Origin of the sequence: Roseburia sp. OM02-15 (genome assembly GCF_003481835.1) — a bacterium.
In the GTDB taxonomy this organism is placed as follows: Bacteria; Bacillota; Clostridia; order Lachnospirales; family Lachnospiraceae; genus Eubacterium_I; species Eubacterium_I ramulus_A.
Genome location: NZ_QULX01000028.1, coordinates 16,235 through 29,161, shown reverse-complemented (window position 1 = coordinate 29,161; position 12,927 = coordinate 16,235). Strand labels below are relative to the sequence as shown.

12 protein-coding genes are annotated in these 12,927 nt (G+C 41.1%); 7 read left to right on the top strand and 5 right to left on the bottom strand.

Going from position 1 to position 12,927, the window contains the following annotated elements; translation table 11 throughout:
- Positions 1–38: 38 nt before the first annotated feature.
- From DXB15_RS15645 to DXB15_RS15625, 5 genes are all read right to left on the bottom strand, one after another.
- Entirely contained in the window at positions 39–2,537 is a 2,499-nt protein-coding gene (locus DXB15_RS15645) for a DUF7604 domain-containing protein (RefSeq protein ID WP_118703450.1), read from the bottom strand.
- A 54-nt stretch (positions 2,538–2,591) separates the two neighbouring features.
- Entirely contained in the window at positions 2,592–5,039 is a 2,448-nt protein-coding gene (locus DXB15_RS15640; RefSeq protein WP_118703449.1) for a hypothetical protein, read from the bottom strand.
- On the bottom strand, positions 5,036–5,248 hold the full coding sequence (locus tag DXB15_RS15635; protein WP_109215940.1) for a hypothetical protein: 213 nt from the start codon (positions 5,246–5,248) through the stop codon (positions 5,036–5,038). Before DXB15_RS15635 ends, DXB15_RS15640 begins: the two co-directional genes overlap by 4 nt.
- A gap of 360 nt (positions 5,249–5,608) precedes the next feature.
- A complete protein-coding gene (locus DXB15_RS15630) occupies positions 5,609–6,040 on the bottom strand; it encodes a hypothetical protein (RefSeq protein ID WP_109215947.1) in 432 nt (143 codons plus the stop codon).
- Between the two features lie 100 nt (positions 6,041–6,140).
- Positions 6,141–7,388 carry an AfsR/SARP family transcriptional regulator gene (locus DXB15_RS15625; RefSeq protein WP_118703448.1) on the bottom strand — a complete coding sequence of 416 codons (1,248 nt, stop codon included), beginning with the start codon at positions 7,386–7,388 and terminating at the stop codon, positions 6,141–6,143.
- Between the two features lie 240 nt (positions 7,389–7,628).
- On the opposite strand from DXB15_RS15625, the gene DXB15_RS15620 reads away from it, so the two are divergent.
- From DXB15_RS15620 to DXB15_RS15590, 7 genes are all read left to right on the top strand, one after another.
- The gene (locus DXB15_RS15620) at positions 7,629–8,624 is read left to right on the top strand and encodes a transglutaminase-like domain-containing protein (protein ID WP_243115674.1); all 996 of its coding nucleotides are present in this window, start codon (positions 7,629–7,631) and stop codon (positions 8,622–8,624) included.
- Between the two features lie 166 nt (positions 8,625–8,790).
- Positions 8,791–9,843 carry a type II secretion system F family protein gene (locus tag DXB15_RS15615; RefSeq protein ID WP_109215942.1) on the top strand — a complete coding sequence of 351 codons (1,053 nt, stop codon included), beginning with the start codon at positions 8,791–8,793 and terminating at the stop codon, positions 9,841–9,843.
- A gap of 12 nt (positions 9,844–9,855) precedes the next feature.
- Positions 9,856–10,194 (top strand): hypothetical protein, encoded by a 339-nt coding sequence (locus tag DXB15_RS15610; RefSeq protein ID WP_109215943.1) that lies wholly within the window; start codon positions 9,856–9,858, stop codon positions 10,192–10,194.
- Between the two features lie 11 nt (positions 10,195–10,205).
- On the top strand, positions 10,206–10,691 hold the full coding sequence (locus DXB15_RS15605) for a DUF4860 domain-containing protein (RefSeq protein WP_109215944.1): 486 nt from the start codon (positions 10,206–10,208) through the stop codon (positions 10,689–10,691).
- A gap of 16 nt (positions 10,692–10,707) precedes the next feature.
- Positions 10,708–11,157 carry a hypothetical protein gene (locus DXB15_RS15600; protein ID WP_109215945.1) on the top strand — a complete coding sequence of 150 codons (450 nt, stop codon included), beginning with the start codon at positions 10,708–10,710 and terminating at the stop codon, positions 11,155–11,157.
- Between the two features lie 15 nt (positions 11,158–11,172).
- A complete protein-coding gene (locus tag DXB15_RS15595; protein ID WP_118703447.1) occupies positions 11,173–11,628 on the top strand; it encodes a hypothetical protein in 456 nt (151 codons plus the stop codon).
- 111 nt (positions 11,629–11,739) lie between these two features.
- Positions 11,740–12,795, top strand: a complete 1,056-nt coding sequence (locus DXB15_RS15590; protein ID WP_118703451.1) for a type IV pilus twitching motility protein PilT — start codon at positions 11,740–11,742, stop codon at positions 12,793–12,795.
- The last annotated feature ends 132 nt before the right edge of the window (positions 12,796–12,927 follow it).

Below are 12,927 nucleotides of genomic sequence, written 5' to 3'. Positions count from 1 at the left end.
AAGGCTTTGCGGACATTTAAGAAGATATAAAAAGATAGTCAAAAAGACATATATAATTTTTGATAATTATTTGTAACAACTGCATATGTACCCCGATCTGTAATGCTGTAAGATGCCGCATAATCTTCTACTGCATCTTCTGTAATCTGAGCAATGCTCTTCGTTACCGGAACAGTTTCCTGATAAGTATAGCCATCCTGACTTCTAAGTGTAATCTCACCAGTTGTTCCATCTGTATATGTAACATGCAGAATAATATCCTTTGTAGGTGCTGCTATACCTTCTGGCTGATTCCATACTTTTGTATAGGTGAGTGTATGAGTCGTGACCTGAACAACCGGTTTAATATAGGAAGTTGTCTGTAATCCATCATCAGTTCCATCAATTTCGTATTGCAGTGTTGTCTGGGCGCTATTATTTGAATAGAACCCCTTCTTACCAGCACTCGTACTTCCTGTTCCGGCATCTCCTGTATTCGGATACTCCTTATGTGTTGCATAATAGGAATTTGCTGCATCAGATGGTTTTACTTTGAAGCTTACTGTGTAAGTAGCACCATCTTCCAGTGAATTTCCGTTCAGTAACCTAACGGATACTTTCTTACCGCTTACATTCGCTGTATAATCAGTACCATTTACAAGAGTAACAATATTATTTCCAGTTGTTTTCTTGGTAACGGTTACATTTGGCTCATTTCCAACAAAATCCACATACTCACTTAATGTATCTGTAATCGTAACATTTTTATAAGTAGGAATTACCTTATTCAAAATGATTGTCAATGCTGAATTTAAGTTCGTTCCATCAACCAAGTCAGAATTACTCAACTTATCCGAAAATGTTTTCATTCCAGATTTTGTTCCACTGGTTAAATATACAGAATACATTTTTGCATTGCTGAGAGAACCAGTTACCTGCGCTGCTGCTTCAGTATAGTATTTATCCTTTGTCTCACGTCCGTTACCAGTTTCTTCCCAATATGATGCTCCATACCAAGATGTTTTTTTCTCGCATGAATAGGTTGGTTTTCCATCAGAAAGGAATATTACAACCTTATCATTTCCGCTGTTGGATCTTTGTGCAAGTAACTCCTGTGCCTTAACCATGGCATAGGTCCAGTTTGTTCCACCGGAAGCACTTAGCTGCTTAACACTTGTTTTAAATGTTGCTTTTTCACTGGCAGTATACCAGGAAGTGGTTTTTGTATCATTTTGGTCTGAGAACGAAACCATTGCTATGGAATTCGTATTTCCATCTTTTGCAAAAATCTTATCTACAATACCATTTGTATCTGTTAATAAAGATTTAACCGTTGGAAGCAAATTTGTATAAGTACTACTACCGTCACCTTTTCCCATACTTCCGGAAGTATCAATTACAAACAGTACATCTACGCCTTTTGCACTTCCCTTTGCACCAGTCACATCCAAATTCAATGTATAATCTGAAGTATCTTCATTATATGTGATATATTTCGTATGTGCCGGTTCACCAAGCGCATGTGCTTCTGTATCTTCCGCACTGGTAACTGCAACACTGTTTGTATCTGCAAACACGCTTGCTACTGCAGTACGAATTCTGGATAAGATTCCTTTTTTCTCAGATGCGCCATTTGTTGTATCACTATTTGCAGATTCGGAAGTTATTCCTGTAAATGTTGATTCATAGTGAGATCCATCACCAGAAATTGCATTTCCTTTCTCATCTGTTACAGCTTTATACACATATTCGCTATCATTATCACCTTCTGTTACTGTGTAATTAATCTTTACTTTTGTACCATTTTCAAGCGTATAATATACTGGTACCTTCCATGAGCACTTCCACTCACTATCCTTATTTATAGTAATCGTAGTACTCGGTGTCACCATATTTGTAAGATCTAACGTTTTTGTCTGTGTTGTTCCATTTTCAGTTACTTTGTAAGTTCCATGTAATGTAACATTGAGACTTGTTGGTCTTGTTTCATATTTATTATTCGCATCATCCCAAATCTTTGTGAAATGAACATTTTTAAGGTTATTTTCCCCATACTCATTTGTAAATGTAACTGTCGCTGCTACTTTACCTTTTAACTCAGCAATAACGGATCCATTGCTTTCTGTTGCACTATCTTTATTGCCATCTGTCTGGATACTGGTTTTTGCACTTGTCTTTAAAGTATATCCATTTAATCCAGCATTTTCCTCGGTAATTGTAACCTGATAGCTGTCATTTACACCAATTTTTTTATTTGCGATTGTGTATACCAGACTTCCATCTATCTGCTGTGTCATTTCTGTTCCAGAAATCGTGTTTCTTCCAAACAGCTCAGTCACTTGATCATCTGTTAATTCTTTTCCATCCTTAGCTGCATTAATTTTAAAGCTGATATTACGTATTACTTTATTAATATCTGTGCTTCCAAGGCCTTTGAAATCTTTTTTGATCTGAAGTGAAAATTCATCATCAGCCACTGGTGGCATTTCCTGTGAAAAGCCAACGTTATCGAGGAAGTTACCTACTGTAAGACTTCCGTTTTCCGTTCTTCCAGACATAAAGAAAAATCTTGTCAAACTAGATGTAGGTGTATAATTCGTTCCACTTACCGTCTACCATTGCTGATTTGAACTGGTAATTCTCACAACCATGACGCCAGTTGCTTTTTGTTCCGGAGTGTTTCCATATACAATATTGTTGCTTCCAGCATCACTATAATCATCTCGTGCTGTTACATCTACGCCTAACTCTGTAAGTTTATTTTCTAACGATCTCTGTGAAGTCAGGTCTTTTGCCATGGAAGTTGGCATAATAACAAGAAACATCGTATCTCTTTGATTACTATTAGGATTTGTTCCTCTCGCATGGTGAGATAACCAGTAATTTAAAGATACATTCTCTTTTGTCAGCACATCCTGATATAATGCTCCGGCAGCCTCACAGTTCAATTCTGCGAACTGATTACCATCTGCAGGTGCTTTTGACTTATTTGTGGTTCCGTCTACTTCCCATTCACTCTGTTTCCATGAATAGTCTGAATAACCACCTTTATTTATCGATGGATTTACAATTTCAATATCCTGTCCTATTTTTCCTGTTCCACCAATTCCAGTCGTTTGCCAAACGCCGCCTGCCGCTTTATAATCTGCATTTGACCACTGCTTATTTGCTACCGGTTTTTCAAAACTTCCGTTTTGTAATTGATCATAGTAGGTTACCTGGAATGGTAAAGATTCTTCTTCCTTGCCATCAGACAGTGTTACTTTAACTTTATACCATTTTCTTGCGCCATCATCATATGCAGGGTATAACTCTCTTCCATTGTCAGAAAGATTAGATTTTATATTTGTTTCTGTAGCCTGATATTTAACCCTCTCTACTTTTGTATAATTACCTGTCTTTGAATCGCTTCTATACCAAGTGTAAGATGTAACTTCAGGTACCGTTCCCGTTGAATTCGGTGCATACTCCGCTTCTAATTTACCAGTATTAACAATATCATCTTTGATGCGAACATCCGGATTACGGTCATATACAAAATAGATTGTATGTGTTCCCAAATCATTCCAATTTGTGCCATCGCTTGAATATTGCCAAGTATATGTAGGTTCTTGTCCCCACCCGGATTCTAACACATTGCATTGTACATTTGTAATTTCCGTTCCGGTCACACTATCTAAAGTAGCTTTGTTATATGTATAATCTGTTATATCTTTTTTTATAGCTTCCAGTTCCAGCGAGCCAGAGCCAGATACATTCCAACCATTATATGTGCTACTATTAAATGTGTAGGAAGTATTTTCCCCGATATCAGCTCCAGTAGAATCTACCACTTTTATTGAAATTGAGCTATTATAATTTTTAGAATATGTGCTCTTATTCCAAGTCAATGTAAATACAGAGAAACTATCACTTACAAATTCTGCTTTCTGAACACTCTGCGTATCAGTTGTTTCAACATTTGCCTTTTCATTCTCATCAGCAACCATATCTACAACTTTTTCTACTTCACCCTGTGCATTCTCTTCCAAATGCATTACGGTTACGTTCATTGCCGCATCATCTGTTTTTTCTTCGATTGCTTTCTGAGCCTCTTCCGGAATTGTTGCTTCCTTATAGTTCATAGAAACATTTACATCTCCGGTCGGCTCAATTTTATTTCCATCTTTATCTGTAAAAGTAATGTCATATGCAAGGAAACCAGCAACGCTATAAGACTCTTCCGTTGCTTTTTCATTCAGCTTCTGCTCTGTCTCATCATATTTTGTATTAATCTCTTCTGCTGTCTGTTTTTCTTCCTTAGACATTTTATCTGTGATGTCTGTCTTTACAATTGGTGTAACACTTAACTGTGCATCTTCCGGAAGCACTCCTTCTGCTGCAGAAACTTTGATTTCCACCTGATCATCACTGTATGTCTGCTCGTAAGTAGCTTCTGCCTGAGTATCAATTGCAATTGCATTTTCACTGTCGGTATTTTCCTCTGCTGCTTCAGTTACATCGAAAATACCATATACAACTGTCTCAGAAGTAAATGGCTGTGCTGTAAACTGTAATCCACCGTTTTCATCTGTGTCTGCATCCATCAGAGTCGTTGTATTCTGTCTGTCATCTGCGAAAGCCATTACATTCTCTGTATCAATACTTGTTCCTGACACATGGAATGTGATTGGCTGCTGAGGTATCTGTTTTTCACCGTTTACATAAAATGTAACATCAGCCATCACATAATTGTTCAGTGTATAACCTGTTTCACCGTTTGCCTCAAGCTGCTGCTGTACACGGTCAAGAACACCGTCTGCACCGACGTCTGCCTGTACATCCATCTGTATATTTGCGTCCGATGAACTTGCCAGGAATGCGCCTTCCGGAATATCCGCGATCAGTGTTCCTACTTCCTCACCATCTGCATTTTTCATTACTCGCTCCAGCGTTGCTGCCTGACACGCAACGGACTGAAGTCCAACATTTTCATTGGCAAAGGCTGCTATTCCGGTACTTAACACCAGTATCATGCAAAGCACGATTGCCAATAGCCGTTTTTTCTTTGTATGTTTCATGGCGTCCTCCTTTTATCTTCATCGCTGTTTTCTTCGTCATCATTACGTTTTTCTAATGCACCATCTATCAGTTTTAGCAGTTCCAGAGTACTTCGAAAGTACTGCTCTCGCTGTTCATCTACCCAGGTAACACTGCCCTGCCAGGTTGCATTCTGCTGATCCATGACTTTTATAATAAATGTTTCTGTCTTTTTCTGTCTATTACTCATGTCAGTACCTTCTTATCTTTCCAGCTTATTTATCATCTTTGTTGTATGTTAGCATTGTATATTACCACCCATTACACAAAACATTACTTTTCGACATTGTGTATTAACTTTTTTATCTTTTCTTGTAATGTTTTGTTTTTTTGTAATATTTTGTAATGTTTTTCATGGACTCAGTCTATCTTACATTTCAATATGTGTTATATTCATTTTTGCAGGAAAATCATATATTTCAGGCATTTTTTATCAGTATTTTTAAATTTCTTTTCTGTCTGTATAAAGAATATGTAAAAAGCGGATTCCCGACATCTGTCGAAAATCCGCTTTTATTAATCATCGCATTACTACTGTTTATAAAACAACTTATTGCATCACATTACTTAATATCTTCAGCAGCTCCAGCACACTGGAAAATGAATATGTCAAATCCCCTTCCACCCACTGAATCACGCCCTGCCAGGATGAATTCTGGCGGTATTTCACATTCAGTAAAAATGTGCCTTTCGCACCGCGTTTTTCCAACACTTCCTGGGGTATACAAACCTTTTCCGGTACAGCTTCCATGGTCGGTTCTTTTTTTTCAAAGGAACGTATCTGTGTCGCTGATTGTGGAAATTTAATCTGATCAAAAAATTTATCCGCAGTTTCGATCATCCGAATGATATTGCTGAATTTTAATGGTTCTTTCTTGTAACAATGATAAATCTCTCCTGACATTTCGCCATCTGCAACGCTGTCGATGCAAATGCTGAGCAGGTTTGGCACATGCCAGGCGATTGACTGCTTCTGCTCCATATTTATGCCATTCCCCTTCCAAGTTCTCTGATCATCACTTCATAACGCATTCATACATCAAATATTGTTATATGATAACTGTCATGGAATATTTCATCCGTTACCATACATTTTTATCCTTTTGAAACTGAATCGGAGAATCCGGATTTTCCACATCTGCAATAGAGGACACAAAATATTCCAGATTTTTTCCCCAGCTTTTATGCTCCCGTGAAAAATATTTCCGGAGACGGTCAAAAATCATTCCGCAATTTTCCTTATTTGTCCCTGTCAGCAGAATCAAATACTGAGAAGAACTGTATTTCGTAAAAGAATCTCCCCGACGCAGACTGTGTTGGATGGAGTTTTGTAATTCCTCTGCCATCACTGCCAATTTCTCCGGTTTCTCCATCGGATGTCCCTTTCCATCTGTGATACTGCAAAGCATCAGATATGCAGACTGACCGTTTCGTTCTAACATTCTGGAAACCAGACGGTAGCTGTCGCGGAAACTTGGCAGACTGCAATAGTAAGCGCCGCCGCGGTCACTGTCTTCTTTCAGACGTTCCTTAATCTCGTTAATTTCCCTCGGATTGGTATGATTCATCTGATTACTCATCTCGTCAAACTGTTTCAGTAAACGATCCGACGGTGTAATACCAAGTTCTTCAAAGAAAAGCTTTGCTGTATCCTCATACTCTTTTAACGCTTCTTTAAAACGTTTCAACCTGATAAAACATTCAATACGCACTGACTGCCACTCATCAAACGGATACATCCTGCATGCAGATTCGCACAGTGCCAGCACTTCTTCATATTCACCTTTTGTCATCAGGCTCTCGCAAAGTTCCTTTAATGATTCACTGTAGATCTTTTTGTACTGAATACTTTCCAGAAGCACCCATTCTTCCCCGGACAATGCCGGAAGGAATTCTCCGTGATACATCTGGCAGACCTGTGTTAACAGTTCTTCTTTACGTTCCTTATCTGTGCATTCTTTTGATTCTTTATATAAGGAAACAAATCGTTTCACATCGACTTCCACTCTCATCGGTGCCTGCCAGCTGTAAATACCCTTTTTTATGTGTATATATTCATCTGCCGGAAGTCCTGCATCAACGATGATCTTTTTCAGACGATGAACTGTAACACGAAGGTTGTTCGAGGCATCTGCCAGTTCTTCCCGTACATACAATGCGTTCAGCAGTTTTTCTCTGGAAATGCCCTGTTCCCCATGATACAAAAGAATCTGTAAAAGTTTCATTGCTTTTGTGGTTGTGTTCTTTCCAAATGATATTGGTTGATTCCCATACATAACAGAAAAATCCCCAAGCATGTGAACATTCAATATCGGTAATTTTTCATTCATTTTTCTTCCTCGTTTCTATATAACGATTTTCCCTTGCTTAAGATAATTGTAAAAGTCCCCCGATTATTTGTCAATCGAAATCTATGATTTGTATCTCTTTTCCTTAATGCTCAAATGTGGTATAATTATTGTTAATTAACATTATTTCAACTATTTTTATTTTTAAGCTTTTTGTAATGTTTTTTCTATATAAATAGCAGGACTATTTTATGATTATTTTTCAGGAAGGAGGATCGCTTCGTGCTATATCATCGCAAAAAAAGCTGGCGTCTGTGCGCAGGCAGAATCCCCCTTTTTCTGCTTTGCTGTGTGCTGCTTTTTGCCACCGGATGCACTTCTTCTGACACTGGTTCCGGCAGCAATAAAGAAGCGACAGTTGCCGGGGAATCAGATACACAGTCTGCACAGGGCACCCGGGATGCAACGTCACAGGTACTGACCGCACAGGCTTCCGGGGACGTCACTTATGGAAACGATCTGGTGGCACTGGATGCCTCCCACACTTCCGATGGCTATGTGATGCTTCGCTACAGCGGCAGCAACGAAAAAGTAAAAGTTCAGGTGACATTGCCGGAGGGCACAGAATACACCTATCCGGTGACAGCTTCGGAAGATTATTTCGTTTATCCCCTTCCCGGCGGAAATGGCACCTACAAGATCACACTGTTGGAATCCGTATCGGTGGAAGATAATCTGTATGCAGTTTCTTTTACACAGGATCTGGATGTTCAGATCTCCGATGAATTTTCCCCCTTTTTATACCCGAATTTTTATGTAAATTTCAATTCTGATTCTGCCTGCGTCAAAAAGGGAGAAGAACTGGCACAGGGTTGTAATACAGATCTGGATGCCATCACAAATATTTATAACTATGTCATCGAAAATATCACTTACGATGAGAAAAAAGCCGCATCGGTTCCTTATGGTTATATCCCGGTTCCGGATGACACCCTTTCCTCCGGCAGGGGAATCTGTTTCGACTATGCATCCCTGATGTCGGCAATGCTCCGGTCTCAACGGATTCCGACCAAATTGGATGTCGGCTATTCCGGTGACGTTTACCACGCATGGATCAGCTGCTATGTGACGGAAGTTGGATGGGTGGACAATATTATTGAATTTGACGGAAAAAGCTGGTCCATCATGGATCCTACACTGGCTGCCAGTAACAGTGCTTCCAATGTCAAAAAATACGTCGGTGACGGAAGCAATTATGTAACAAAATATACCTATTAATCTACCTGGTCAAGCGGATATTCGCAATCCGCTTCGCTACTTGCTCATAACCGAAAACAATATCTCTGAAAATAATAGCTTTGTAAACACTATTTTTTCAAATATTGTACTTATCAGAACCTATACAAAAACCATATGCAGAAATCAAAATGGAGGATACAAAAGAATGGAAAAGCAGACGCAGCAAAAATCGTTAGCCTATCCGGAAATCGCATCATTCTGCGGTGAGATGTCGATGATCCTGAAATCAGGTATCTCAGCACTGGAAGGGTTGGAGCTTCTGATGGAAGATACCCAGAACGAACTGGAAAAAGAACTGATCAACAGCATGTATCAGTCAATGCTGGAGGGACACACCTTCGCCGATGCCCTGGAACAGACCCATGTATTTCCGGCTTATCTGATCCATATGACAGAGATTGGAGAGGAAACCGGTCGCTTAGACGACGTCATAGATTCTCTGGCTGCCCACTACACCCGTGAGGAGACATTGAGTAAAAATATCCGTAATTCCCTGACCTATCCGCTGATCATGATCATTATGATGCTTGTTGTCATTGTGATTCTGATCACAAAAGTAATGCCTGTTTTCCAGCAGGTATTTCAGCAGCTCGGTACGGAAATGACCGGTTTATCCAGAGGCATTTTAATGGTCGGAAACGGGCTTTCCCGCTATGCGCTGGCATTTGTTGTTCTGATTGTCGCCATCGTCATTGCCGGCATTTATCTGACACGTACTGAAAGAGGGCGAAAACAGCTTGGAAAACTCGGACACGCGTTTCGTTTTTCCAGAGAGATCACAGAAAAATCTTCTGTCTGCCGTTTCGCGGGAGCTATGGCACTTGCATTAAAAAGTGGTCTGACACCGGAACGCGGACTGGAGTTTTCCCGGAACCTGATCGAAGATGCATATTTCCGTGAAAAGATCAAAAATTGTGTAGAAGAAATGGAACAGGGTACAGATCTCTCCGTGGCACTGGTTAAATCCAAAGTTTTCACCGGTGTCTATGCCCGCATGACTTCCATTGCCGGCAAATCCGGCAGGATGGATGAGGTGATGGATCAGATTGCTGACCGCTGCGAAGATGAGTTAAATGACCGTATCACATCCTTCATCTCCGTACTGGAACCGACACTGGTCATTATCCTGTCTGTGATCGTGGGAATTATCCTGCTGTCTGTCATGCTGCCGCTGCTTGGCATCATGGCCGGATTATAGGAGGTGTCTGGTATGTTCCATCGGAAAAATGAACGATTTTATCACAGCAGACGCTCCCATCCCCTGCGGAATCTGTGTCTGTCACTGCTGATATTTTTATGTGTCTGTGGATTGTTTTTCGGTGGGATCTCCCATCTGTCCGCGCAGGCAAAACAGGAGCAGAAAAATAGTCTGGAAAACGCACTCTGGCGCGGTGTCTCGCAATATTATGCATTAGAAGGGCGCTATCCACAGTCCCTGCAGGAGTTGAAAGACACCTGCGGAATCCAATATGATACGGATTCCTTTTTTGTAGATTATCAGATTGCAGGAGCCAATCTTCTGCCGGATATTACAGTTATTGAACGTTAGGAGGAAGGAACATGAGAGAACGAACTGAACGGAAACATGTCATTGATTTTCTGTTTCCTCTTGCGCTCTTTTTTGTACTGACTGCCACTTCGGTCGCGCTGGTTGTTCTGGCTTCGGGAACTTACAGCCGTCAGGTGCAGGACTCTGAGGATTCTTTTGCCAGTCGCACGGCGCTGTCGTATGTGATGGAAAAGATTCATCTGGCAGACGAATATGGTGCTGTCTATGCAGGAACTTTTGACGGGCAGGATGCCATTGTGATCCGACAGACCTATTCGGAGCAGACTTATGTGACTTATCTCTATGAATATGACGGCTACCTGCGGGAGCTTTTTATTCAGGATGGTGTCGATGCAAAAGCCTCCGATGGACGCAAGATTCTCGCATCGGACTGTTTTTCCTTTGATGAAACTCAGGACGGACTGTTTCATCTGTATTGTACAAACAAAGACGGCAGTATTTCCGATACTTATGTCAGTATCAAAAGTACGCCGTAACGCATAGGAGAATGCTATGAAAGGAACATCTGCAAAACGTTCCAGCTTGTTTTTGCTGGAACTGATCATTGCAATTTTATTTTTCAGTCTGACCTCAGCGGTCTGTGTGCAGATTTTTGTCCGGGCACATCTGATCAGTCGTCAGACACAGGAACTGAATACGGCATTGGAAAAGGTATCCGGATTTTCCGAAGTATTTCTTGCCGGGGATTCTTTTTCCGCTCTGCTGCCGGAAGATGCCAGTGTCTCAGAAAATGCAGACGGTTCTGCAGAATATCTCGTATTTTACGATAAAAACTGGCAGCTTTGCAGTTCGTCAGACGCAACTTATGAGATTCAGATCCGGATAGATCCTCAGGGGGCTCTGCTGCACGGTACGTTTACCGCACGTTCTGCTTCGGATGCGGATGATGCCTCTGTCATTTATTCCATGGAAACGGATTATTGTCCGGAACCGGCACAATAAGGAGGTGACCGATCAATGAGACAGAAAAAACACGCTTCCCAACCGGGTTTTCAGATTGGGACCTCTTATCTGCTGGTGATCTTTGTCGTTTTATGTCTGGTCACTTTTGCAGCCCTCTCTCTGTCCAGTTCACTGAGAGACCAGTCTTATACAAAAAAACTGGCAGCGCACCAGACTGCTTATGCCAGTGCCAGTTCAGAGGCTTCCGCACGTCTGGCACAGATTGATACCGCTTTGGAGAAATCAGATGCTGCTGCCGCACTGCAAAACCTCAGTGATGTCACTGTCACAGAAGAAACAGATGGTCTGCAGATTGATTACACGATTCCGGTAACCGACAGTCAACAGTTGGAAGTTACGGTTCTGGCAGATCCAGACAACCATTCCAGACGGATTCTTCGCTGGAAAGAAGCAGCTACTTCTGACTGGGAAGAACAGACAACACTTCCTGTGATTGGAAGCGATCAATAAATCGTGCTATATAGTCTTATATAAAAGAACTACATAATTCAAGAATGATATTATTTTGTATACAGATATTACATCATTCATTACAAAGTAAAAGAAAGGTGCATGTTTATTATGAAAGTTACTGATTTGCTGCAAAAAGCAGTTGCCGATCATGCATCGGATATTTTTATCGTCGCCGGTCTTCCGCCTTCCTATCGTGCAAACGGGCGGATTCTTCGCGAACATGAAGAAAAACTGATGCCAAAAGAAACACAGGCTTGTGTCGAAGAAATCTATGAATTAGCCGGAAACCGTGATATTTCCAACCTGTTAAAACGCGGAGATGATGATTTTTCTTTCGCGGTTCCGGGACTTTCCAGATTCCGTGTCAGCGCCTACAAACAGCGTGGTGCACTCTCTGCGGTCATCCGTGTCATTACCTTTGATCTGCCACATCCGGAAGATATCGGTATCCCTGATTCTGTCATGGATTTTTCCAAATTATCCAAAGGTCTGGTTCTGGTCACCGGTCCTGCCGGAAGCGGAAAATCAACCACCCTTGCCTGTCTGGTCAACCAGATCAACCACACAATGGAAAAACATATCATCACCCTGGAAGATCCGATCGAATATCTGCATCGCCATGACAAAAGTATTGTCAGTCAGCGTGAGATCAATATTGACACCTTAAGCTATGTCAATGCCCTACGCGCTTCCCTTCGCCAGAGTCCGGATGTTATCCTTCTTGGAGAAATGCGTGATTATGAAACCATCGATGTCGCTATGACAGCAGCGGAAACCGGTCATCTGGTTTTTTCCACACTGCATACCATCGGTGCTGCCAATACCATTGACCGTATCATTGACGTTTTTCCTGCGAACCAGCAGCGCCAGATTGCGGTTCAGCTTTCCATGGTGCTTCAGGCAGTTGTCTCTCAGCAGTTGATTCCAGCGACAGACGGCACACAGGTTCCGGCTTTTGAGGTTATGACAGTGACACCTGCAATCCGAAATATGATCCGTGATAACAAGATTCCACAGATTGACGGAACGGTCTACTCTGCGAACAAAGAAGATATGCATTCCATGGATTACAGTCTGCAGCAATTGGTAAAATCAGGAAAAGTTACCGCTGAAACGGCACTTTCCTATGCAACCAATCCGGAAATGTTAAAGAAAAAACTATAAAAAATACCCGTACGTTACAGCGTATCAGAGATCTGATAAGTGTAATGTACGGGATTTTTTATTATTTCCATATATGTATGGCAACTTCATTATACATGATACATGCCATCTTTTTTTCGATGCATTTTATAG